Genomic DNA, 22,782 nt, shown 5'->3' with positions numbered 1-22,782 from the left:
GAACAGCAGCACCAACACCAGGCCCAAAACCGCCATCGCCGCCCCCGCCAGGGAAACCGCCGAATACCCCAGCCCGGCATTGATCACCGCCCCACCCAGCGCCGCACCAATCGCGTTACCCAGGTTGAACGCCCCGATGTTCACCGCCGACGCCAGGTTGGGCGCATCCTTGGCCGCCTCCATCACCCGCATCTGCAGCGGCGGCACCAGGGCAAAGCTGGCAGCGCCCCACACCAGGATCGCCAGCGCAGTCGGCAGCGGCCAGTCCATCACCAGCGGGAACACCAGCAACACCGCAATCAGCACGGCCAGCGACAGCATCAGGGTACGGTCGATCGAGCGGTCCGCCGCCTTGCCACCCCACACGTTGCCCAAGGTCAGGCCGACACCGAACAACACCAGCATGGCCGTGACGAAGGTGGTGGACGCTGCCGCCTCGCTCTGCAGGATCGGCGCGATGTAGGTGAATACCGTGAACATCGCACTGGAGCCCACCACGGTCAGCAGCAGTGCCGCCAGCACCGGCCCGCGGCCCAGCACGCGGATTTCGGCCATGGCCCCGCCACCCTTGGGCGACGGCACATTGGGCAGTGCGTACCAGAGGGTGGTCATTGCCACCAGGCCGAGCCCGGCGATGCCCCAGAATGCCGTGCGCCAGCCCAGCATTTCACCGAACCAGGTCGCCAGCGGCACTCCGCCGATGGTGGCCAGGGTCAACCCCATGAACATGGCGGCCACGGCCCCGGCGCGCTTCTCGGGCGGCACCACGCTGGCCGCGACGATCGAGCCGATGCCGAAGAACGCACCGTGGTTCAGCGAGGTGACCACGCGGGCGACCAGCAGGCTGGCGTAGTCGCTGGCCAGGGCCGACATCAGGTTGCCGAGGGTGAAGATGGCCATCAGCCCGATCAGCAGGTAACGCCGCGGGATCTTCACCGTGGCCAGGGTCATCAACGGTGCGCCGATCAGCACACCGATCGCATAGGCACTGACCAACAGCCCGGCAGCGGGGATGGAGACGCCAAGGTCGGTGGCGATGCTGGGCAACATGCCCATGGGGGCGAACTCGGTGACCCCGATGCCAAAGGCACCGATGGCGAGTGCGACAAGAGGTGGATTGATACGCATGGCAAGCTCCTTATCTGTGCTGCAAATGCTACGATCCGAAGCTGAGCCGCACTAGACTGCATTTTTGCGAACCACCTTTGCTGAAGAGGCACAAATGGACTTCAGTGGAAGATCCGGAGAGATGGAAATATTTGCCAAGGTGGCCCAGGAGGGCAGCCTGTCCGCAGCCGCCCGGGCGCTGGGCCTGACGCCTTCGGCGGTGAGCCGCATCCTCGCGCGCACCGAACAGCGCCTGGGCACCCGCCTGCTGCTGCGCACCACCCGGGCGATCACCCTCACGCCCGAAGGCGAAGCGTACCTGCGCGGTGCACGGCGGGTGCTGGCCGACATGCTCGAAGTGGAAGAGGCCATCACCGACCAGGGCGTGCCACGCGGGCGCTTGCGGGTCAGCGCAGCGCTGGGCCATGGCCGCTTGACCGTGGTGCCGTTGCTGGCGGCATTCAGCGCGCGCTACCCGCAGGTGCTGGTCGACCTTACCCTCAGCGACGAAGTGGCCGACATTCTCGGCGGCCAGGCCGACGTGGCGCTGCGCTTCGGCCACCTGCCGGACAGTTCGTTGAGCGCCCGCGCCATTGGCGAAACCGGCCAGGTGATCGTCGCCTCGCCCGAGTACCTGGCGCGCTGCGGTACGCCGCTTGTGCCAGAGGACCTGGCCCGGCACAACTGCCTGCGCTTCAACTTCCGCCGCGCCGCGCCCGACTGGCCGTTCCGCCGCGACGGGCAGGTTTTTTCATTGAAGGTGACGGGCAATATCGAATGCAGCAGCGGCGAGGCCCTGGCGCAGTTGGCCAGGCTCGGTGCCGGCGTGGCGCGCATCGGTACCTTTACCGTGGCCGACGACCTCGCCAACGGGCAGCTGGTGCCGTTGCTGGAGGCGTACAACCCGGGTGATCGCGAGCCGATCCATGCGGTGTTCGTCGGCGGCCCGGCGATGCCGGCGCGGGTGCGGGTGTTCGTGGATTTTCTGGTGGAACAACTGTCAGGCCTGCCCAGCGCCTTGTAGGAGCGGCCTTGTGTCGCGAAAGGGCTGCAGAGCAGCCCCAACAGACTATGCACAGTTGCTGAAATCCAGGGGCCGCTTTGCGGCCCTTTCGCGACACAAGGCCGCTCCTACAGAATCGCGCTGTACAGGATCCCTTGCCCTCGGCTCATGTTCAGGAGTTACTTCATGCCCTACCCCATCGAACAGAAACTGGTCATCGGCGTTGCTTCGAGTGCGCTGTTCGACCTCACCGTCTCGGACGACATCTACCAGACCCAGGGCGTCGAGGCTTACCGCCAGCACCAGCAGCAGAACCTGGACGAACCCTTCCCCAAGGGTGTGGCGTTCCCGTTCATTCGCCGCTTCCTGAGCATCAACCAGGCCTTCCCCGAGCAGTTGCCGGTGGAGGTGGTACTGCTGTCGCGCAACTCGCCGGAAACCGGCCTGCGGGTGTTTCGCTCGATCAGCCACTACCAGCTGGACATCACCCGCGCGGCGTTCATGTCGGGCCGCTCGCCCTACGAGTACATCCCGGCGTTCAATGCCTCGCTGTTTCTCAGCGCCAACGAGGAAGATGTGCAGAAAGCCATCGATGCCAACTACCCGGCCGGGCGGGTGCTGCCGACACGCATCTACGATGACGAGATCGACACCGAACTGCGGGTGGCCTTCGACTTTGACGGGGTGATTGCCGATGACGAGGCCGAGCGCGTCTACAAGCGCGACGACAACCTGGACGAGTTTCAGGAGCATGAACGCGTGCGCAAGGGCATCCCGCATTCGCCGGGGCCGCTGGCGGACCTGTACCGCAAGCTTTCGCTGATTCGCATGCTCGAAGACCGCAAGTTGGCCGAGGACCCGGCGTACAAGCGCATCTTGCGGATTGCCATTGTGACGGCGCGCAATGCCCCTTCGCATGAGCGGGTGGTGACGACGTTGAAGGACTGGGGCGTATCGCCGGACGAGTGCTTCTTTCTGGGCGGGATGGAAAAACCCAGGGTGCTGTCGATACTGAAACCGCATGTGTTCTTTGATGACCAGCGCAGCCATTTGCAATCGCCGGCGGGGGATTTGCCGATGGTGCATGTGCCGTTCGGGGTGGCGAATCGCGAGCGCTCGGTAGCGGACTCTGCGCTCGACGTGCCCCACAGGTACAGCGTTGCTCCCGAGGTTGTCGCTGAACCTGTGGGAGCGGCCTTGTGTCGCGAAAGGGCCGCAAAGCGGCCCCAGGATTGATGCGCAACAGTTGAAATTGCTGGGGCCGCTCTGCAGCCCCCGCCCGCTTTACTCAGCTGGCCCAACAGGACTGCCGAATGACGCTGCAGAAATTCCCAGGCCGGAATGCAGGCTCCTTGTCCGCGATCACATCCGCCTTCACGTTGCCAAACGTGGTCTGCGGCTTGTGCCGGATCCCGTCGTAAAACGCCTGGATGATCGCCTCCTTGAACCGCTCCCCACGCGGGTGCGCCTGGACCACGGCATCCCGCGCGGCAATCCCCAGCCCTTCGTGGTGCAGCCCCAGCACATCAGTCTCCACCCCCGCCGTGACCAGGGCGATCAGCGGGTGCATGTGCTCTGGAATGCCCGGCGTGGTATGCAGCGCTATCGCCGTCCACACACGCTCGACATCGCGCTCGCCCACGCCGTGGCGCTGGAGGAAATCGCGCGCCGCATTGGCACCGTCCACTTCGAAGCGGCAGCAATCGCTGCTGTGCTGATGGGTCAGGCCCATGTCATGGAACATGCAGCCTGCGTACAACAGTTCACTGTCGTAGCGCAGCCCCAGCCGCTGCCCGGCAAGGGCCGCGAAGTAGAACACCCGGCTGGAGTGGTGGAACAGCAAAGGGGAAGCCGTGTCACGGACGAGCTCGGTGATTTCCCGAGCCATGGCGCTGTCGGGCACCTGGATACCGGCGATGGATGAGGACATGGTCGCTCCTGGGTGGGTTGATGACGAGCCCAGTCTGCGGTCGTGAGCCAATGTCCTCAATTGACTTGTAGCGCCAGATACTGCCATTGTCGGCGGATTACGGACTTGCGGCGCAACGCCCGGAGCCACCATGCCCTCTGCCCCCATCACGGTCGCCATCCTGGCCATGCCCGGCGTACAACTGCTGGATGCCTGCGGCCCGCTCGACGTGTTCGCCGAAGCCAACCGCCAGGCCGGCCGTGACGCCTATCGCCTACTGTTGCTGGCTTGCGAACCGGGGCCGCTGGTGAGCTCTTCCGGTACGCGCCTGGTCGCCGACGGCTGGATCGGCGAAGACCTGGAAGCCATCGACACCTTGCTGGTCGCCGGCACGCCGCAGGCTGCCGAGCAATACCTGCGCCCCGGCATTCTCGACTGGCTGCGGCAACGCGCGGGCGCTTGCCGGCGTTACGGCTCGGTGTGCACGGGGGCGTTTGCCCTGGCGGCTGCCGGGTTGCTGGATGACCGGCGTGTGACCACCCACTGGGCCGTGGCGCAGCCGCTGGCCGAGCGTTATCCGCGGGTGCAGGTGGATGCCGACGCCATTCAGGTGCATGACGGCAACCTGCGTACCGCTGCGGGGGTAACGGCCGGGCTGGACCTGGCACTGGCCCTGGTGGAAGAAGACCTGGGGCGGGATATTGCCAAGCAGGTTGCCGGGCACCTGGTGATGTACTTCAAGCGGCCTGGCGGGCAGCTGCAGTTCAGCCGGCAGGGCGGGACATCACCGGTCGGGCGTTCGGCATTGCAGGGGTTGCAGCGTTACGTGGCCGCCAACCCTGCACTGGACCACGGGGTCGCCAGCCTGGCTGCGCGGGTTGGGCTGAGCCCGAGGCATTTTGCACGGGTGTTTCAGGGTGATGTGGGCATGACCCCGGCCGCGTGGGTGGAGCTGGCGCGGGTGAATGCTGCGCGGGCGCGGCTGGAAGCTGGGCGGGAGGCACCGAAGCAGGTGGCGGCGCTGTGCGGGTTTGCCAATGCGGATACGTTGCGGCGGGCGTTCGTGAAGCATGTGGGGGTGACGCCGGCGGAGTATCGCAAGCGGTTTGGGCGGTCGGGGTGAGGTGAACCGTGGTATGTGCGCTCGCGCCGGGTACGCTTTAGCGACCCGGCCGAGGCTGTGCGCTCCATCGCTAGGTCAGCTTAGCGAGGGCCACCGCCCTGATGGCCGCCAAAGCCACCGCCGCCACCGTGGCCACCACCATGACCACCGCCACCACCCGGCGGCATGAACATCCAGCAGCCTGACAAGGCCGATACCAGCGCCGCAACCAGAGCTGCGCGGAAAAGGTGTTTCGACTTCATTGGAACGCTCCACAAGGCTAGATCTGCTGCCTGCCATTACCAGGTTCGGCAGCGGGCGGATTCTAGAGCGGCAGCGTGATGGCCCGGGGAAACTTTGCATATCTTTACAGTCGTACTGGCAATCAGGGAGGACCGTTGCCTGTGATTGCGGCTTGCATGCCTGTAGAGCAGGCTAGCCCATCCGCCAATCATCGCCCGGCATGATACGCCGCATGAACTCATCGAAGAGCGGCACCGTGAACGCCGTATCACCGTGGTTCGGGCTGTAGATCATCCCTTTCTCGATCAATGCACTGCGCAGCGGTGCAAGCGTGGAAACCTTACGCGCCAGGCTGGCCGCGATATCACCAGAACGATGAGGGCCGGCCCCCAGATCCGCCATGCCACGCAGGTACTTCTTTTCCGCAAGCGTCAGGCGGTCAAAGCGCACCCGGAAGAAGCTCTCATCCAGTGTGGCAATCGCCTGCTCTGAAGCAGTTTCGACATCAGCGTTGGTGATGGGGCTCTGCGAGGCTACATCCCATGAATGCTTGCCCCACTCCTGCAGGAAATAGGGATAGCCCTGTGAATGTGCCAGCACACTTCCCAGCGCCGCCTCTTCGAATTCCACGCCTTCATCTTCTGCAGGCCGTACTACCGCAAACCTTGCGGCCTCAGGAGCAAGCGGGCCGATCTCAGGGAAATCGAACAGTCGCTCCGCATAGGATTTCGCGTTACCACAACGCCCCCGCAATTGAGGCAGGCCAGCCCCAACCAGCGTGACAGGTAACTGGCCCTGGGCACAGCGATGCAAGGCTGTAATCAACGCGGCCAACTGATCTTCGGCAACGTACTGCAACTCGTCGATGAACATCACCAGCGCCGTGTCGGCGCGCTGTGCGGCCTTGCCGGCCTCCTCCAGCAAGGTCGCCAGGTCGCCTTCCAGGTCACCGTTATCAGCCAAGCCAGGTTCTGGCTCCAGGTCCAGGCCTACTTCTATGTCCGCGTAGGCAACCTTCAACGACTTTGCAAAACCGGCAAGGGCTCGCAACCCCCGTTGAGCCAGGTCCCGAGCCGCTTCCACCCGGCTCAGGCGAAGCAGCGCCAGGCGCAATTGAGGCGCCAACAGTGCGGGTAGCGAACGGTTTTCCGGCGCCTCCATGCGCATGGCATGAACACCCTCGGCCTCGGCTTCAATGCGCATTTTTTCGAGCAGTACAGTCTTGCCCACGCCGCGCAAGCCGACCATCAGCACGCTCTTCGCCGCTCGGCCCCGGCGAATGCGGGCGATTGCGATGCTTACCTGCTTGAGCAATGCGTCGCGACCAGCCAATGCCGGCGGCGGCGCGCCTGCTCCCGGGGAATAGGGATTAGCGATCGGGTCCATGACTTATACCGAGTTTAGGAAAGTTATCGAGTTTAGATAACTTAACTAATTTCACTTGATTCGGCAATGTCAGCAAAAGCGAGCCCCTGTGCACAGCACTTTTCTTGAAACCCGACGGTGTTGCCGCTAGCACTTCCGGGCTGTTGCTGGGCACCTTTCACAACCAGCAGCGACAGTGAACCTTTGTGGCAGCAGTGGCTCAGTTGTGCAAAGCGCGCTTACCACTCCGACAAGGGATTGCCATGAGAGATGCCCCGTCCACCGCCCTTCCCCAGGCTCGCATCGAACGTGAACTGAGCCTGCGGGCGGTGCTCACCGGCGTAGTGCTGGGCATTCTGCTGACACCCTCGAATGTGTACGCGGGCCTTCGGATCGGCTGGTCGTTCAACATGTCGATCATCGCCTTGCTGGTCGGCTTCGCCCTGTGGCAGGGCCTGGCGGGGCGCAGCAAGGGCCGGCCCGCATGGACGTTGCACGAAAGCAACATCAACCAGACCGTGGCCTCGGCCGCCGCGTCCATCGTTTCTGGCGGGCTGGTCGCGCCGATCCCCGCCTATACCCTGCTCACCGGTCACCAGCTGGACCCGCTGCCGATGATGGCCTGGGTGTTCTCCGTGAGCTTCCTGGGCATCTGGATCGCCTGGTATTTGCGCCCCGCCCTGCTCGATGACCATGGCCTGAAGTTCCCTGAGGGCATGGCGACCCTGGAGACATTGCAGCAGATCTACCGCCACGGCCACGAAGCCATGATGCGGATAAAGGTGCTGTGCAGCGCCGCGTTGCTGTCGGGGCTGGTGAAGTGGATTGACGGGTTCGTCTGGGCGATACCGCGCTGGGCACCCTCGCCTGTGCTCGAGCGCCTGACCTTCACGCTCGATCCTTCGCTGATGCTGGTCGGCTTCGGCGGCATCATCGGTATCCGCGTGGGCCTGACGCTGCTGTTCGGCGCCGCGCTGGCCTGGGGCAGGCTGGCACCGTGGCTGATCGACCATGCCCTGGTGGTGCTGGCCCCGAACGCCAGCGGCCCACAGTTCGCTGCCCTGGTGGAATGGCTGTTGTGGCCGGGCGTCAGCCTGATGGTATGCGCGACCCTGACTTCATTGTCGGTCCGCCTGTTGCAAATGCCCCGGCAAAGGCCCACCGCCCCGCTGGCAAGTCGGGCAGCGCACGCCCGTGGGCGATTTTCCCTGGCACCTGCGTGCGGGCTGTTATTGTCCATTGCGCTGGTGGTGGCTTTACAGGCGTTGCTGTTCGGCATCGACTGGTGGATGGCGCTGCTGAGCATTCCCTTGGCGATATGCCTTGCGGTGGTCGCCGCGCGCGTGGTTGGCGCCACCGGTATTGCGCCGATCGGCGCCATCGGCAAGCTGTCGCAGCTCAGCTTTGGCCTGGTCGCCCCGGGCCAGGTGGCCATCAACCTGATGAGCGCCAACACTGCCGGCGGCGCGGCCGGGCAAGCCACCGACCTGATGAACGACTTCAAGGTTGGCCAGGCGATCGGCGCCACACCACACAAGCAACTGATTGCACAGTGCCTGGGCATTCTCATCGGCAGCGTGGCGGGCGTGCTGGTGTACCTGGTGCTGATTCCCGATCCGCAGACCCTGCTGCTTAGCGAGCAATGGCCCGCACCGGCCGTGGCGACCTGGAAAGCCGTGGCCCAGACCCTGATGCAGGGGCTGGGGGCTCTGTCGCCGGAGCTGCGCTGGGCGATCGTGGCCGGCAGCGCGGCAGGCGTACTGCTGGGCGCGCTGGACAGCCTGCTGCCGCAATGGGTGGCGCGCTGGCTGCCGAGTACCGGCGCGCTGGGGCTGGCGTTCATACTGCCGGCATCGATCAGCATGATGATGGGGCTCGGCGCGGTGGTTACCTGGCTGGTCGGTTGCCGTTGGCCGAGCGTTACAGAGCGGTTTGCGATCACGGCCGCAGCGGGGCTGATTGCCGGGGAAAGCATTACCGGGGTGGCGGCATCGTTCTGGGAGATGGTGCGGATGCTGTAGCGGTTGGCGTGGCTCGGCCATGCTGCTTGCGTGCCATTTACAACGTTCTTACGCGCCCTTGAATGCGATGGGCTGCTGCCGGGCAGCCCATCGCGCGTTCACGCTTGACCCATACCCTCCCCCCGCCACATGCTCGATCGCTCCACCCACGCTCAAGGAACGATTGCATGAAGCTGGAAACCCTCGCCATCCACGCAGGCTTCAGCCCCGACCCGACCACCCGGGCAGTGGCCGTACCGATCTACCAGACCACTTCCTTCGCCTTCGACGACACCCAGCACGGCGCCGACCTGTTCGACCTGAAGGTGGCCGGCAACATCTACTCGCGCATCATGAACCCCACCAACGACGTGCTCGAGCAGCGCATGGCCGCCCTGGAGGGCGGGGTTGGCGCGCTGGCGGTGGCCTCGGGCATGGCGGCCATCACCTACGCCATCCAGACCGTCGCCGAGGCCGGCGACAACATTGTCTCGGTGGCCAAGCTGTACGGCGGCACCTACAACCTGCTGGCCCACACCCTGCCGCGCATGGCCATCCACACCCGCTTCGCCGCCCATGACGACATCGCCGCCCTCGAAGCATTGATCGATTCGCGCACCAAGGCGGTGTTCTGCGAGTCCATCGGCAACCCTGCCGGCAATATCGTCGACATCGCCGCGCTGGCCGAGGCCGCCCACCGCCATGGTGTGCCGCTGATCGTCGACAACACCGTGGCCACCCCGGTGCTGTGCCGGCCGTTCGAGCACGGTGCCGATATCGTCGTGCACTCGCTGACCAAGTACATCGGCGGCCACGGCACCAGCATCGGCGGCATCGTCATCGACTCCGGCAAGTTCCCCTGGGCCGACAACAAGGAACGCTTCGCCCTGCTCAACACCCCCGACCCGTCCTATCACGGCGTCACCTACACCGAAGCCTTCGGCCCCGCCGCCTTCATCGGCCGCTGCCGCGTGGTGCCGTTGCGCAACACAGGCGCAGCGCTATCGCCGTTCAACGCCTTTCTGATCCTGCAAGGCCTGGAAACCTTGGCCTTGCGCATGGAACGCCACACCGAGAACGCGCTGAAGGTCGCCCGCTACCTGCAAGCCCACGAGCAGGTGGCGTGGGTGAAATATGCAGGGCTGCCCGACCACCCCGAGCATGAGCTGGCCCAGCGCTACACCGGCGGCAAACCGGCGTCGATCCTGTCGTTCGGCATCAAGGGCGGCCAGGCGGCCGGTGCGCGCTTCATCGATGCGTTGCAGCTGGTGGTGCGCCTGGTAAACATCGGCGACGCCAAGTCGCTGGCCTGCCACCCCGCCTCCACCACCCACCGCCAGCTCAACGACGAGGAGCTGGAGAAGGCCGGCGTGCCACGGGACATGGTGCGCCTGTCGATCGGCATCGAGCACAGCGACGACATCATCGCCGACCTGGCCCAGGCGCTGGAGGCCAGCCGCGGTTGACTCATCTGCGCCCTACCCAATGCCTACGGCGGGCGCACCTTTCGCACATATGGATAGCCCTGCGATGACCCTGTTCTACCTCAAGCTGATCGTCACTCCTCTCCTGATGTGGGCCATCTCCCTCGCCTCGCGTCGCTGGGGCGGCCTGCTCGGCGGGTTGCTGTCCGGCCTGCCGATCACCTCGGCACTGGTAATGACCTTCCTGTGCCTGGAACAGGGCATGGCCTTTGCCTTGGGTGCGGTGCCCGGCGCGCTTGGCGGCCTGGCGGCGGTGCAGGCCACGTACACCTTCTACCTGTTCGCCACACGCAGGCTCGGCATCGGCCCCGCCGTATTGCTGGCGATACTGTTCTATGGTGTAGCCGCCTATGCGTTTACCCACGGGGGCAACCTGTACCTGTCGATTGCCGTGGCGCTGGTGCTGATTGGCGTGCTGATACGCGCCAGCGGCCGCGGGCCCAGGCCGGATGCCCTGGCCCGGCCCCGACAGCGGTTTTGGGAGATCCCTCTGCGCATGGTGTCTGCCACTTCGTTGCTGATGGTCATCACAAGCCTGGCCAACTGGCTGGGCCCGGCGGCCAGCGGCATGCTGGCGCCGATTCCGGTGATTGCCTGGCCGCTGGTGGTGTTCGCCCATGTGCAGAATGGCCGTGCCGGAATGGCGGCGATGGTGCGGGGCAATGCGATTGGGGCGGTGGGGGTGATTGCGTTTTATCTGGTATTGGCAGGGCTGCTCGATGGCTGGGGTGTCGCAATTGCCATCAGCCTGGCCATGCTTTGTGCCGTGATCCTGACCGTGGGGCTGGCGGCTGCGTTGCGACGGGGGTGATATGCCGGCGCGCATGCCAGGGCTGCGTCCATTGGGGCTGCTGCGCAGCCCATCGCAGGCAAGCCAGCTCCTACAGGATCACTACAGCCTTCAAGGCAGATGCAGTACCTGTGGGAGCGGGCGTGCCCGCGAACACCGGCGTAGCCGGTGCCATGCACCGTGTTGGATTCTTCGCGGGCATGCCCGCTCCCACAGGATCACCACAGCCTTCAAGACAGCCACAGTACCTGTGGGAGCGGGTTCACCCGCGAACACCGGCGCAGCCGGTGCCAGCCACCGCGCTGGATTCTTCGCGGGCACGCCCGCTCCCACAGGATCACCACAGCCTTCAAGGCAGCCACAGTACCTGTGGGAGCGGGCATGCCCGCGAACACCGGCGCAGCCGGTGCCATACACCGTGTCGGATTCTTCGCGGGCATGCCCGCTCCCACAGAATCACAACAGCCTTCAAGACAGCCACAGTACCTGTGGGAGCGGGTTCACCCGCGAACACCGGCGCAGCCGGTGCCAGCCACCGCGCTGGATTCTTCGCGGGCATGCCCGCGAACACCGGCGCAGCCGGTGCCATACACCGTGTCGGATTCTTCGCGGGTAAACCCGCACACATGGCTCTGCCCTATCAATGGTCATTCCCTGCGCTGATCCAGGTCGACCGCAGGCTGCTCCACGCTCTGCCTGCCGTCATCAGCCAAGCTGTCTTCCTCCTGCCAATCACCACCCTCTTCTTCGTTCATGAGCGGGTCGTCGTCAGGGTCAGGTATGGTCGGGCGGTCGGGGTCAACGGCCGGGTCAGGTGAAGTGGGCATGTCCGGGTTCGTGCCGCCTTGTGCATTCGGATCGGGGCTCATCGCTGCATACCTCGCAAGAAAGGTGTGAACCGCATTCGTTCCGGGCAAATCCGTCAGCGAGGCGGCGGGTGCTCGGCAGAAACCGAATTGTTTGCCTGCACGTCCTCCATCTCCTCTTCTATCGGGCCTTCGTCATCCGAAGGTAGCGGGACCTCTCCGTCACCGCTGCCGGGCTGGGATTCGGTTTGCTCGAGGCCGGGGTCTTTCTGATCGTTTGCCATGGAAGCTCTCCTGGGTTTGCGCATTGATCGCGCATACAGATCGGACGGAAAACGGCCAGCAGCAGTGCCTTGGGTTCGACAGGTGGCGCAAAAGGCCGGGGTACCGATCATGGCCCCATATAGAGCTAAACCATTATTCAGAGACGTTTCCTACAAGCTTTTAGGAAGCCCAATGCCTCTCTGGAAAGCGATTCCCCGTTAGTGTTCAGAGGTCGACAAGGACCTGTCCAACACGAGGATCGCTCATGACCATCAGCCAACGTATTGCCCTCGCGATCGCCGAAGCCGGGCTGCCGCACGACCAGTGCATGTTCTGCGAGCGCCAGGGCCTGCCTATCCTGCCGCTGCGCCGCGCCCTGGTGCCCGATACCCGCCCCGAGTGTGTTTCCACCGTGGCGGATAACCGGCATATCTCGACAAAGATCGGCTTGCGCACTTTGCGCATGGGCTTCCTCTATGTGCTGCTCGACCAGCAGGTCTGGCATGCCTATGCCGTCAGCGAGCAAGGCCATCTGCGCCGCTTCAACCCTTACGAGCCGCCAGATGGCCCGCCTTCTCCGCTGCCCGAAAAATGCGTGAACGCAGATCACGATATTCCTTCGGCCTTTCTCAACATCGATACCAGCAGGTACGCCAGCGCCTGGCTGGCTTTCTCCAGCGATCCTTGGCCGGTGAGCGTGCTGAACGCCTACAAGAGCGGCGCGTCGCCTGCCCATCGCTTCGAGGGCCTGGACCTGATCCAGGCCCGCAACAATCCCGAACTGCTGGGCATCGCCATGACGCCCGATAAGCTTGGGGTCGACCAGCAGGTGTTCGAGTATGCCCAGCATGGCTGCGCCCCCTTCGACAGTGCACATGGCTTCCATAGCCGCTGGTTGCGCCGGTTCGCCCTGCGTGGGTATCTGGTCAATGCGATCAACCGGCACAAGCTGGAAAACGGCGTGCTGGCAGTGGTGCTCGACGACACTGTCGGGCTGATTCAGGAGTACAACCATCAGCGGCTGAACTGGGTGGTGAAACGCCAGGTGTGGCGTGAAGAACCGATGCGGGCCTATCAGCTGCAGACCTCGCAGATCCTGCAGATCATTCGTGCCACGCACAGGGAGTGGGCGGCGCAGAAGGTGCCGTCGCTGGAACCGATGACGGGCGATGGGCCGCCGGTGTTCACCGAACCGGCAGTCGAGCGGCAGCTGTTGGTCGAGCGTGCACAGCAGGAGAGTGACGAGCGGCTTGAAGAGCGCTACCACGAACCGCAGCGGGCCGCATTCCAGGCTGAATATGAGCAGCAGGAACGCGAGTTTCAGCGTTACATCGACAAGGACACAAGGGCGTACGTTGCCTTGTTCGATACGCCCATGTTCAAGGTGGCCGAGGCGTACGACTACGACGGTAACGATCGCGAGTCCGGGGTGGCCTACGCCAAGACCATGGCCCTGTGCCTGGGCGGTGGCGTTACGGAAGCTGTCGTCCCCCGCCTTGAACCGCATGTTCCCGCTTCCGGCACCAGCGAACTGCTCTGGTTGAAATGGCTGCAGGAACCTGACAGCCCACCCTACCGCGCGTTGTTGATGCGGGATCGCTCTCTGCTGGCCGGGCTGCTGCCCAGTTTCTCCGCCACAGAAGCGATCAACTGGAACGACAGCGACAAGCTCTACGGCATGCTGAGCAAGATCATCGCCAGCGATGACGCCGGCCTGCGCATGCGCAATACCCTCAAGCAAGCCATTGCTGAAACACAGGGCGCACTCAATGCGGCCAGTCAGCGGCTGGCGCCATGTCTGTCGCCTGGCATTCAGAAGGCCGTGCGGCATCTGAACAGCGCCACGCAGTTTCTCTACAACGGCGTGCACCTGATCGAGCTGGAAGTGAAGATGAAGCTGGGCGAGTACTACGCCTTGCAGAGCGCCCACCTCCGGGAGTTGCAGCACAAGGCCAATGCGTCGATCGCCGAGGCGCGGGACCGGATGCGCCGCAATATCGATGACTTCGAGTTTGGCTCGATGAAGGCCATGCGCAAGGTGCGGCCGATCATCCAGCACGGGCTGATGAGCCTGGCCGTACTCGACCCGCGGTTCACCAATTCGATGATCAGCGTGACGGTGTGGGTCGAGGGCAAGGCCGAGGAAGTGCATGGCCGGTTGTTCAAGGAGGCCAGCATGGGGGTAACCCAGGCGAGCAGCGCGGCACAGCTTGCCCTGGTGGATATCTCGGTGGCAGCGGGGACGCTGGAAACCGATGCGCGCAGGTTGTTGCACGGGATGAAGATCATGACGCAGCAGGCGACCCGATTGGTAAAAACCGGTTTTTCCGGGTTGCGCGGGATTGCTGGCAGCTGGGAGGTTCTGCTGTCGATAGGCGGGTTGTATTTGCAGCAGGACAGCCTGGGCAGGAATCAGGAAAAGGCGGAAACGGAGATTGGGCCCAAGGCGTATGAAGCCAAGTTGGCGTTGCAAGGATCGCAGTTGGGCCTGTTGGGAGGGCAAATCGAGCTGGTTGGGCTCATTTTGAGATCAAGTGCTGGTCCACTGAATTTGGGGTGGGCAAAGGGTGTTGCAGCCAGTGGGGGGGCCTTGATAAGGCTTGGTGCTTTGGTGAGTGCGGTTGCAGGGGTTTTTGATGCGGCTCAAGCAATCAATGCCATGAGGCGCACCGCCGCAGCGGGTGATGATGCAGCGAGGAGCCAACACTTCTTTTCATTCCTCTTATATGGCTCGGGCACTATTGTATTTAGTGTTGCAGTACTCAAGCCCTTGTTTTTCGGCCCGTTGGGACTGGCGATAGCCCTCACGCTTGCTGCTTATCAACTAAGCAAACTGGCTCAGGAAAATGAATCAACGGATCTGGAGCGGTGGGTAAGGCGATGCTGCTTTGGAAAAGCAAACGAAAAGCCGAGTATTCATTGGAATGCTCCAGAACATGCGGATATCGCTTTTGCCGAACTCAATGCTGCCACGCTAGGCGTTCAGGCGAAGTTGAATTTTGAGTCGCGCTTGGCCACTGAACCAGGACTTCCGAAAGTCGGCGGCTTGATTAGTGCCAAAATAATTAGGAAGCTAAAATTCTTGATCGCATTGCCTCTGTACGATGAGCGGTCCTCGGGATATCGCTGGAAATTGATTGTACATCGTCACGGTGACGGCAATCACCCTGATTACGTTGGCGGGGAAACTATTGCTTCGGTCAATTTCTTTGCAAACGCTGAAGAACCTCTCTCACCGTCCTCTTCATTTTCCAGCTTTGCATCGCCACTGATCCCCGATCACGACCGCAGTATTTCAATTAGCGAGAAGCAGAAACCTTATTCTACTGGACTCTGTCAGTTAGAGATTTCTGGCTCGATATCGCTCATGGCGACTATAGGAAAACACACGATTCTGGCAGCTACGCTGTTGGTGATGTACTGGCCGGATCGGAGCTTGCCAAGTGGGTACATTGAGATTTGTGTCAGGGAGACTAACGAGTGAAGCGTGATGGTAAAGTTCTGTGGGAGCGTGCTTTAGGCTGGAGCCATGACCTTCCCAAGGTGGATGAAGTGCCAAAGTGGCGGGAAGTGTGGGCGAGTGTCAAACCGTCGCCCAACTATTTCGATGATGTTTATCTCGAGTTGCCGCGGAGCAGCACCATCCTTCGAGGCGTTATATTCCTAATCGGTGTTGCGGGTCTGCTTTTTCTTTTTGGAATGGCGTTTTACTTGTACTGGGATTTATTATACGACGACTGGCGGCACGACTGGCTGATGAATCTATCATTGATAATTACCGCCTCAGCAATACTGTGGGCCTTGATTCCTTACATCAAGCTTGATCTGGTTGCCCCTAGAGACGAGCCAATTCGCTTCAACCGACTTCGCCAGAAAATATATCTTTATGAGTTTCGATATGACCGCATCTTCATCTTCAGCCGCAAACGCTGGGGCGTCAAACCGGTCGCCTACAACTGGGATGACGTAACCGCCGAAGTCTACCGAGTCTACGCCCCCGGCCACGGTGGCCTGATCGAAAACGTCATGCTGTCGGTCCGCAACCCGGAAACCAACGAAGTCATCGACCGTGTGTTCTTCACCTATGACCTCTACAAAGGCGAAGCCTACTGGGCCATCGCCCGACTATTCATGCAGCAAGGCCCCGAAGCCCTGCCGAAGTTCGTACATCCACCCCGTGACTGGAACGATGACGATGGCCTGAGCCACATGCATTGCCTGGCACCAAAGGTTCATTGGCCGGAGGACATTGACCGTGAGTCCCGTACTGCCCCATCTGACTGAGAGGGCCGATGAACCCCAAGTCTAGAAGGTATAGGCTGCCCTGGGTTGCGGCAGCCTCACTCTTCCCGCGTGGCCACTGCCCAGTCAGGCCCTGCGGCAGGCTGCTCCCCGCTCTGCTTGCCATCATCAGCCAGGCCATCATCGTCCTACCCATCACTGTTTCCACGGAACTGAATGCATGAAAGGAAAGAGAAAGATGCTACCTACCCGAGGGATGGGCTGGAAGTATGATCTTCCTCCGCATGATATTGCACCCGCGCAGCGCGAGGTGTGTTTGGCATCTAATTTAAAGATCGATCGGGCTGGACATATATTTATCGAGTTCCCACGGTCGTCGGTCAGTGTGCGGGGGATATCTTTTTTCGGAGGCTTGATTATTTTAATTTACACCATGGTGTTTATCGTGCCAGACATCATCACTTCCCTCCTTGACGAATGGCAATCGGGAATTGAAATCACGACCATAGGCATCATGATTATAATTCTTTCAACCTGGGCCTTTTTTCCATTGTTTCGTATGGACCTACGACTTCCTCGCGATGAACCCATACGCTTCAATAGAGCACGTCAAAAAGTCTATTTTTACGAGTACAGATTTGATCGTCTATACCCCTTCGGCAGCAAGGGTTGGGGGGTAAAACCTGTGGCCTATGACTGGGCCGACCTAACTGCCGAGGTTTACAGGGTATACGCCCCAATGGGCTACGGCGGCCTCATTGAAAATGTAATGATATCGGTTCGTAAAACAGGCACCGAGGAAGTCATCGACCGCCTGTTCCTGTGTGACGACATAGAGCAAGGCAAGCAGTATTGGGCACTGGCACGTTTGTACATGCAAAGTGGCTATGACGCTCTTCCTGACTCTCTACGCCCTTTTCAGGGTCAGAAGGTTGGCAATGGTCTGAACCCCATGCAATACCTCGCCCCCAAGGTCCGATGGCCAGAGGAAATCGACCTTGAGTCGCGCAGCGCACCGACAACGGATGAAGTCGTCTAAAACCTTAGCGCGAAATGCTGAGGGCCCTGCAAGCACCCTGACTGCAAACCAGACACGGCGTTGGATTGTTCGCGGTTAAACCCGCCCCCACAGGATCACCACAGCCTTCAAGACAGCTGCAGTACAGGTGGGAGCGGGCACGCCCGCGAACACCGGCGTAGCCGGTGCCAGCCACCGCGTTGGATTCTTCGCGGGCAAGCCCGCTCCCACAGTTTGGTTCAACGCCTCAAGCGCTGGCCGACACATGACGTGGCGCACGCACACCCCACAACCAGTAACCCAGGGATAGCAGCACCAACCAGCCAACCCCGACATACATGGCTGTACGGCTGGCCGGGAACCAACCGAGCACACCAAAAATGAACACCATGAAAGCAATCGCGCAAGCTGGCCCTACCGGCCACAGCGGCACACGATAATCCAGTGCAGCCGCCTCCTCCTTGCTCATGCCGCGCCGCATGGCCACTTGAGAAAGCAGGATCATCAACCAGACCCAGACAATGGAGAATGTGACCACCGCCGCAAGAACCAGGAACAAGTCTTCCGGCACCAGGTAGTTCAATACCACGCCCAGAAGCAGCGCGACGCCCATCACCGCAACCGTCATCCACGGCACACCGAAACGCGACAACGATGCAAAACCGGCTGGCGCCTGGCCGTCCTGAGCCATTCCGTACATCATCCGTCCAGCACTGAAGATATCGCTATTGATCGCCGAAACAGCAGCTGAAATCACCACGATGTTCAACACGGTGGCCGCTGAACTGATGCCAAGACCACTGAAGATCTGCACGAACGGGCTACCGTGGCTGCCAATGCTGGTCCAAGGGTAAATGGCCATGAGTACGAACAGGGTAAGAATGTAGAACAGCAGGATGCGCAGGGGCACCGAGTTGATAGCCTTCGGCAGCACGCGCTTCGGGTCCCTTGCCTCGCCTGCGGTGATGCCGATCATTTCGACCCCGCCAAAGGCGAACATCACGACAGTGAACGAAGCGATCATCCCACTGACGCCATTAGGGAAGAACCCGCCGTGGCTCCACAGATTCGAAACTCCGGCAACCGTGCCTGCCTCGTCATTCAACTGGATACCCAGCAGCAGCACAGCCGCGCCTGCCACAATCATGGCAACGATCGCGGTCACCTTCAGCAACGACAGCCAGAACTCCATTTCCCCGAACACTTTCACGCTGCACAGGTTCAGCGCCCCGATAAAGAACACTATCCCAAGCACCCAGATCCAGGCAGGTGTTTCAGGGAACCACAGCCCCATGTAAACGCCAAAGGCCGTCACGTCTGCCAGGCAAACTACCAGCATCGAGAACGCGTAGCTCCAACCTGTCAGAAAGCCAAAGTAACGCCCCAGGTACTGGCTGGCATAGTGCCCGAACGAGCCTGACACCGGGTTATGAACCGCCATTTCGCCAAGGGCGCGCATCATCATGTAAATGGCGGCGCCACCAATCAGATAAGCCAGCAAAACTGAAGGCCCTGCCAACTTTATTGCCGATGCCGAGCCATAGAACAGCCCCGTACCGATAGCAGAACCTAACGCCATGAAACGAATATGCCGGGTAGAGAGACCCCGCTTCAACTGGTGTGAAGATTGAGCGCTCATAGATACCTTCTTGGTTTTATTATCAGGTCCGCACAATGCTAATGCCGTGCGGTTTTATCAGGCACGCAGCATTCCAATCATCAAGCCCTAGGCCACAGAACCGGAAACAGCTCGTGGTTCATTTGGGCACCGCTGGCGAGTTGTGTTTCGAGGCCGGGAAACTGTGGCGAAGTTTTCCACTGGCGCGGTGCGTGAGTAATGTCATCGCCCAGGAAACGTACCGAAAAAGCACGACGCCGACGATTGCCCCCGACACCGCCCGAGGCGTGCAAGGTGAGCATGTGGAAGAACACCGCATCGCCTGGGGAGAGCTCCCAGCCGAGGATGTTCCAGGCGCTGCGATCGGCCTCGATATCCGGCAAGTCCGCAAGGCTGCCTTCCGGGAACCATTGCGCCTGGCTGTCGAGGAAGCTGCGCGGCATCAGCCATGGCCCAAGGTGCGAGCCCCCTACGAATTCAAGGGTGGATTCTCTCGAGACCGGGTCGACTGGCATCCACATGCTGCAGTTCTGGCGCCCGTCGATGTTGTAATACGGCTGGTCCTGATGCCAGGGCGTTCGCTGGCGCGTGTTCGGCTCCTTGACCAGCAGGTGATCGTGATAAAGCCGGGCTGTCTCACTGTTCATGAGCTGCGCTGCAACACTACCTACCCTGCTTTCGAAGATGAACTGGCGATAGGCCGAAATATCCCCCCAATTACAGAAGTCTTCGAAGAACCAACCCGGGTCGTCAGGGCGGCTTGCCACTTTAGCGCGCTCGCTTGGGGCTTTCAGGTTCTGTTCGATGCCGGTTTCGAGCAGTGCAACTTCTTCCGGCGTGAACAGATTACGTACGCAGACGGCACCATCACGCTGAAAAGCCTCGATGGTTTCGTCACTCAGTTGAAATTCGGCGGACTGTTTCATAAGCACCCTTTGGTCTTTTTATTGGGCAACAGCACCACTGCCAGTTTTCAAGCGGAATAAGCAAGGTGCACCGCGAGTATTGCTTTTCAGCCGCAATAGGAAAAGAATATATTTCCTAATCCCGAGTATAGGAAAAGATGATAGGGTTCTCGTTCAGGCAGCTCGAGTACTTCGTCGCCGTGGCCGAACACGGCAGTATCAGCGCTGCGGCGAGGGCCCGGCACGTCTCACAGCCATCGGTTTCGGTAGCGATCGCCCAACTTGAAGAAGCGCTGAACGAGCGGCTGTTCCGGCGCCAGGTGAGCCGCGGGCTGGAGCTGACGTCAGCGGGCACGCGTTTACTGGCCCAGGCACGCGATATCATCGGCATGGCCATTGCCATGAATCAGAACGCGGATACCACGCGCGGCTCGCTTCGCGGCAACCTGTCGCTCATCTGCTTTCAAGACCTGGGCCCCTATTACGCGCCGCGGCTGCTATCGAGTTTTCGCAAGCAGTATCCCGATGTCGAGGTAACGCTTTTCGAGACTGACCTGGCAGGCGTACACCGCCACTTGAGCGCCGGTAAAGCCGAGCTCGCGCTGACTTATGACATTGGCCTTGATCCCTTGCTGCCGCGCCAGGTACTGGCTGAGTTGAAGCCCTACGCACTCATCGCCACTGATCACCGCCTGGCACACCTGGCAGCGATACCGCTGCATGAGCTGGCGCAAGAGTGTTTGATTCTTGAGGACATCGCACAAACGCGTGAGTATTTTCTTTCACTGTTTTGGGCGCACAACCTGCAACCGCGCACTCAGCAATACACCCAGACCTTCGAGATGCAACGGGGCCTCGTCGCGCATGGCTACGGGGTTGCCCTGTCATGCACCCGGCCCGCCGGGGACCACTGCTATGACGGCACGCCGCTGCTATGCCGGCCATTACTGGAAGAGGTATCACCGCAAAAAGTGGTGCTGGCCCAATCAGGCGCCATGCACCCATCGCCGGTGGCGGAGGCGTTCAAGAGCTGGGTTGCTCGGGAGATAGCTGGTGGGGGGGCCTGAGTTCGTTCACTCAAGAAAGCTCCCCTGTAGGAGCAGGTTCACCCGCGAACACCGGCGCAGCCGGTGCCATGCACCGCGTTGGATTCTTCGCGGGCACGCCCGCTCCCACAGGATCACCACAACCTTCAACGCAGCCACAGTACCTGTGGGAGCGGGTTCACCCGCGAACACCGGCGCAGCCGGTGCCATACACCGCGTCGCATTCTTCGCGGGTAAACCCGCTCCCACAGGCTCACCACAGCCTTCAACGCAGCCGCAGTACCTGTGGGAGCGGGCATGCCCGCGAACACCGGCACAGCCGGTGCCATACACCGCGTTGCATTCTTCGCGGGTAAACCCGCTCCCACAGGCTCACCACAACCTTCAACGCAACCACAGTACCTGTGGGAGCGGGCATGCCCGCGAACACCGGCACAGCCGGTGCCATGCACCGCGCTGGATTCTTCGCGGGCACGCCCGCTCCCACAAGATCACCACAGCCTTCAAGGCAGCCGCAGTACCTGTGGGAGCGGGTTCACCCGCGAACACCGGCGCAGCCGGTGCCATGCACCGCGTCGCATTCTTCGCGGGCACGCCCGCTCCCACAGGATCACCACAACCCTCAACGCAGCCACAGTACCTGTGGGAGCGGGTTCACCCGCGAACACCGGCGCAGCCGGTGCCATACACCGCGTTGGATTCTTCACAGGTAAGTCAAACCGCCACACCGCCACATCGCACAACAAGCGAGTCCGCCGATCAGAACACCGACCACCCAATCCGCGAGCTCAGCAACTCAAGCGCCGCCATCCCGGCCAGGGAGTTACCCGCAGCATTCAACTCCGGCGACCACACGCACACGGTGAATTGCCCCGGCACGATGGCCACAATCCCGCCCCCCACGCCACTCTTGCCCGGCAACCCCACCCGATAGGCGAAATTCCCTGCTTCGTCATACAACCCGCTAGTGGCCATGATCGAGTTCACCTGCTGGGTCTGTCGCCGCGTAAGAATCTGCTCACCACTGTGCTTGCAGAACCCATCGTTAGCCAGGAAACAGAACGCCCGAGCCAGGTCCAGGCAATTCATCTGCAGCGCGCAATAGCTGAAATAACTGCGCAGCACCGTCTCCACCTCGTTATGGAAGTTGCCGAACGACTGCATCAGGTAAGCCATGGCCGCGTTACGCGCACGGAACTGATACTCCGAATCAGCAACGCGGGCATCGATCGAAATATGGGGATTGCCCGATAGCCGCCGCACGAAATCGCGCATCGACAAAGTGGGTGCAGCAAAGCGCGACTGGTTGATATCGCAGATCACCAACGCACCCGCATTGATAAAAGGATTACGCGGCCGACCACGCTCGAACTCCAGCTGCACCAGCGAGTTGAATGGCTGGCCGGAAGGCTCATGGCCAAGCCGCTCCCAAATGGCCTCCCCCGAGTGCCCAATCGCCTGCACCAGGCTGAACACCTTGGAAATACTCTGCACCGAGAACGGCACCAGGGCGTCGCCTGCGCAGTAATAGCTGCCATCGTTGCCATAGACCGCTATGCCCAGCTGGTTCGCCGGCACATCGGCCAGCGCGGGAATGTAGTCAGCCACTTTGCCCTTGCCGATCAAGGGGCGTACTTCTTCGAGAATCTCGTTCAACAGCGTTTGCATGAAAGGCCCTGTATCAGTCCCCAGACGACGGCTAAGGGGTAGCATTCTTGACGAAGATCGAGCGAAAGAAATCACACTCTCGGCAAGAATGGCCAGCCGCACCTGCAGCCCAAGGCTCCACGCTATAACCTATGCTGTGCTTGTTTCGACGGTATAGAGAACGCGCCCCCGCCAGGTGCAAAAGCAACCAACCAGGGAATGGAGGACCAACG

At 61.6% G+C, this 22,782-nt stretch carries 19 protein-coding genes; 10 read left to right on the top strand and 9 right to left on the bottom strand.

Annotation, left to right across the window (positions count from 1 at the left end; translation table 11 throughout):
• A partial coding sequence (locus CAG34_RS21820) for an MFS transporter (protein WP_085592348.1) occupies nucleotides 1-1,128 on the bottom strand: 1,128 nt, incomplete at its 3' end.
• 94 nt (nucleotides 1,129-1,222) lie between these two features.
• On the opposite strand from CAG34_RS21820, the gene CAG34_RS21815 reads away from it, so the two are divergent.
• The gene (locus CAG34_RS21815; RefSeq protein ID WP_085592346.1) at nucleotides 1,223-2,131 is read left to right on the top strand and encodes a LysR substrate-binding domain-containing protein; all 909 of its coding nucleotides are present in this window, start codon (nucleotides 1,223-1,225) and stop codon (nucleotides 2,129-2,131) included.
• A gap of 165 nt (nucleotides 2,132-2,296) precedes the next feature.
• Nucleotides 2,297-3,346: a 5'-nucleotidase gene (locus CAG34_RS21810; protein ID WP_085592344.1), complete on the top strand. Its 1,050-nt coding sequence runs from the start codon at nucleotides 2,297-2,299 to the stop codon at nucleotides 3,344-3,346.
• A 52-nt stretch (nucleotides 3,347-3,398) separates the two neighbouring features.
• Here CAG34_RS21810 and CAG34_RS21805 read toward each other — a convergent pair whose 3' ends face one another.
• Nucleotides 3,399-4,040, bottom strand: coding sequence for an HD domain-containing protein (locus tag CAG34_RS21805; RefSeq protein WP_085592342.1), 642 nt, complete (start codon nucleotides 4,038-4,040; stop codon nucleotides 3,399-3,401).
• Between the two features lie 130 nt (nucleotides 4,041-4,170).
• On the opposite strand from CAG34_RS21805, the gene CAG34_RS21800 reads away from it, so the two are divergent.
• Entirely contained in the window at nucleotides 4,171-5,142 is a 972-nt protein-coding gene (locus tag CAG34_RS21800; protein ID WP_075044779.1) for a GlxA family transcriptional regulator, read from the top strand.
• 80 nt (nucleotides 5,143-5,222) lie between these two features.
• Here CAG34_RS21800 and CAG34_RS29045 read toward each other — a convergent pair whose 3' ends face one another.
• Nucleotides 5,223-5,384, bottom strand: coding sequence for a hypothetical protein (locus CAG34_RS29045; RefSeq protein ID WP_024086757.1), 162 nt, complete (start codon nucleotides 5,382-5,384; stop codon nucleotides 5,223-5,225).
• Nucleotides 5,385-5,556: 172 nt separating this feature from the next.
• On the bottom strand, nucleotides 5,557-6,750 hold the full coding sequence (locus CAG34_RS21795) for an ATP-binding protein (RefSeq protein ID WP_085592340.1): 1,194 nt from the start codon (nucleotides 6,748-6,750) through the stop codon (nucleotides 5,557-5,559).
• A 242-nt stretch (nucleotides 6,751-6,992) separates the two neighbouring features.
• Between CAG34_RS21795 and CAG34_RS21790 the strand changes: the two genes are divergently transcribed.
• The 3 genes from CAG34_RS21790 (at nucleotide 6,993) to CAG34_RS21780 (ending at nucleotide 11,024) form a co-directional block, all read left to right on the top strand.
• Nucleotides 6,993-8,750: an OPT family oligopeptide transporter gene (locus tag CAG34_RS21790; RefSeq protein WP_085592338.1), complete on the top strand. Its 1,758-nt coding sequence runs from the start codon at nucleotides 6,993-6,995 to the stop codon at nucleotides 8,748-8,750.
• Nucleotides 8,751-8,917: 167 nt separating this feature from the next.
• Nucleotides 8,918-10,195 carry a bifunctional O-acetylhomoserine aminocarboxypropyltransferase/cysteine synthase gene (locus CAG34_RS21785; RefSeq protein WP_085592336.1) on the top strand — a complete coding sequence of 426 codons (1,278 nt, stop codon included), beginning with the start codon at nucleotides 8,918-8,920 and terminating at the stop codon, nucleotides 10,193-10,195.
• A gap of 64 nt (nucleotides 10,196-10,259) precedes the next feature.
• Nucleotides 10,260-11,024, top strand: coding sequence for a hypothetical protein (locus tag CAG34_RS21780; protein ID WP_085592334.1), 765 nt, complete (start codon nucleotides 10,260-10,262; stop codon nucleotides 11,022-11,024).
• Nucleotides 11,025-11,650: 626 nt separating this feature from the next.
• On the opposite strand, the gene CAG34_RS21765 is transcribed toward CAG34_RS21780, so the two are convergent.
• Entirely contained in the window at nucleotides 11,651-11,830 is a 180-nt protein-coding gene (locus tag CAG34_RS21765; protein WP_170978830.1) for a hypothetical protein, read from the bottom strand.
• A gap of 95 nt (nucleotides 11,831-11,925) precedes the next feature.
• Nucleotides 11,926-12,093, bottom strand: a complete 168-nt coding sequence (locus CAG34_RS28915; RefSeq protein ID WP_158091106.1) for a hypothetical protein — start codon at nucleotides 12,091-12,093, stop codon at nucleotides 11,926-11,928.
• Nucleotides 12,094-12,338: 245 nt separating this feature from the next.
• On the opposite strand from CAG34_RS28915, the gene CAG34_RS21760 reads away from it, so the two are divergent.
• The 3 genes from CAG34_RS21760 to CAG34_RS21750 all read left to right on the top strand — a co-directional run bounded on the left by CAG34_RS21760 (nucleotide 12,339) and on the right by CAG34_RS21750 (nucleotide 17,354).
• On the top strand, nucleotides 12,339-15,557 hold the full coding sequence (locus CAG34_RS21760) for a T6SS effector BTH_I2691 family protein (RefSeq protein WP_085592332.1): 3,219 nt from the start codon (nucleotides 12,339-12,341) through the stop codon (nucleotides 15,555-15,557).
• Entirely contained in the window at nucleotides 15,554-16,357 is an 804-nt protein-coding gene (locus CAG34_RS29515; protein WP_371858055.1) for a DUF6708 domain-containing protein, read from the top strand. Before CAG34_RS21760 ends, CAG34_RS29515 begins: the two co-directional genes overlap by 4 nt.
• Nucleotides 16,358-16,535: 178 nt before the next feature.
• On the top strand, nucleotides 16,536-17,354 hold the full coding sequence (locus tag CAG34_RS21750; RefSeq protein WP_256573572.1) for a DUF6708 domain-containing protein: 819 nt from the start codon (nucleotides 16,536-16,538) through the stop codon (nucleotides 17,352-17,354).
• 226 nt (nucleotides 17,355-17,580) lie between these two features.
• Here CAG34_RS21750 and CAG34_RS21745 read toward each other — a convergent pair whose 3' ends face one another.
• Nucleotides 17,581-18,972, bottom strand: a complete 1,392-nt coding sequence (locus CAG34_RS21745) for an amino acid permease (RefSeq protein ID WP_085592330.1) — start codon at nucleotides 18,970-18,972, stop codon at nucleotides 17,581-17,583.
• Between the two features lie 80 nt (nucleotides 18,973-19,052).
• Nucleotides 19,053-19,877, bottom strand: coding sequence for a phytanoyl-CoA dioxygenase family protein (locus tag CAG34_RS21740; RefSeq protein ID WP_025338554.1), 825 nt, complete (start codon nucleotides 19,875-19,877; stop codon nucleotides 19,053-19,055).
• 137 nt (nucleotides 19,878-20,014) lie between these two features.
• On the opposite strand from CAG34_RS21740, the gene CAG34_RS21735 reads away from it, so the two are divergent.
• On the top strand, nucleotides 20,015-20,923 hold the full coding sequence (locus CAG34_RS21735; protein WP_085592328.1) for a LysR family transcriptional regulator: 909 nt from the start codon (nucleotides 20,015-20,017) through the stop codon (nucleotides 20,921-20,923).
• A 738-nt stretch (nucleotides 20,924-21,661) separates the two neighbouring features.
• Here the strand turns inward: CAG34_RS21735 and glsB are convergent.
• The gene (gene glsB, locus CAG34_RS21710; RefSeq protein ID WP_085592323.1) at nucleotides 21,662-22,570 is read right to left on the bottom strand and encodes a glutaminase B; all 909 of its coding nucleotides are present in this window, start codon (nucleotides 22,568-22,570) and stop codon (nucleotides 21,662-21,664) included.
• Between the last annotated feature and the right edge of the window lie 212 nt (nucleotides 22,571-22,782).

This window comes from Pseudomonas sp. B14(2017) (assembly GCF_002113255.1).
GTDB classification, from domain to species: domain Bacteria; phylum Pseudomonadota; class Gammaproteobacteria; order Pseudomonadales; family Pseudomonadaceae; genus Aquipseudomonas; species Aquipseudomonas putida_Z.
This window is presented reverse-complemented; position numbering and strand designations above follow the sequence as displayed.

Bases quoted from the DNA above. Each gene is read 5' to 3' on its own strand.
- CAG34_RS21795 (WP_085592340.1), bottom strand. From the start codon at position 6,750: ATGGACCCGATCGCTAATCCCTATTCCCCGGGAGCAGGCGCGCCGCCG.
- CAG34_RS21780 (WP_085592334.1), top strand. From the start codon at position 10,260: ATGACCCTGTTCTACCTCAAGCTGATCGTCACTCCTCTCCTGATGTGG.
- CAG34_RS21750 (WP_256573572.1), top strand. From the start codon at position 16,536: ATGAAAGGAAAGAGAAAGATGCTACCTACCCGAGGGATGGGCTGGAAG.
- CAG34_RS21790 (WP_085592338.1), top strand. From the start codon at position 6,993: ATGAGAGATGCCCCGTCCACCGCCCTTCCCCAGGCTCGCATCGAACGT.
- CAG34_RS21735 (WP_085592328.1), top strand. From the start codon at position 20,015: ATGATAGGGTTCTCGTTCAGGCAGCTCGAGTACTTCGTCGCCGTGGCC.
- CAG34_RS21800 (WP_075044779.1), top strand. From the start codon at position 4,171: ATGCCCTCTGCCCCCATCACGGTCGCCATCCTGGCCATGCCCGGCGTA.
- CAG34_RS21765 (WP_170978830.1), bottom strand. From the start codon at position 11,830: ATGCCCACTTCACCTGACCCGGCCGTTGACCCCGACCGCCCGACCATA.
- CAG34_RS21815 (WP_085592346.1), top strand. From the start codon at position 1,223: ATGGACTTCAGTGGAAGATCCGGAGAGATGGAAATATTTGCCAAGGTG.
- CAG34_RS28915 (WP_158091106.1), bottom strand. From the start codon at position 12,093: ATGGCAAACGATCAGAAAGACCCCGGCCTCGAGCAAACCGAATCCCAG.
- CAG34_RS21810 (WP_085592344.1), top strand. From the start codon at position 2,297: ATGCCCTACCCCATCGAACAGAAACTGGTCATCGGCGTTGCTTCGAGT.
- CAG34_RS21740 (WP_025338554.1), bottom strand. From the start codon at position 19,877: ATGAAACAGTCCGCCGAATTTCAACTGAGTGACGAAACCATCGAGGCT.
- CAG34_RS21785 (WP_085592336.1), top strand. From the start codon at position 8,918: ATGAAGCTGGAAACCCTCGCCATCCACGCAGGCTTCAGCCCCGACCCG.
- CAG34_RS21805 (WP_085592342.1), bottom strand. From the start codon at position 4,040: ATGTCCTCATCCATCGCCGGTATCCAGGTGCCCGACAGCGCCATGGCT.
- CAG34_RS21745 (WP_085592330.1), bottom strand. From the start codon at position 18,972: ATGAGCGCTCAATCTTCACACCAGTTGAAGCGGGGTCTCTCTACCCGG.
- CAG34_RS21760 (WP_085592332.1), top strand. From the start codon at position 12,339: ATGACCATCAGCCAACGTATTGCCCTCGCGATCGCCGAAGCCGGGCTG.
- glsB (WP_085592323.1), bottom strand. From the start codon at position 22,570: ATGCAAACGCTGTTGAACGAGATTCTCGAAGAAGTACGCCCCTTGATC.
- CAG34_RS29045 (WP_024086757.1), bottom strand. From the start codon at position 5,384: ATGAAGTCGAAACACCTTTTCCGCGCAGCTCTGGTTGCGGCGCTGGTA.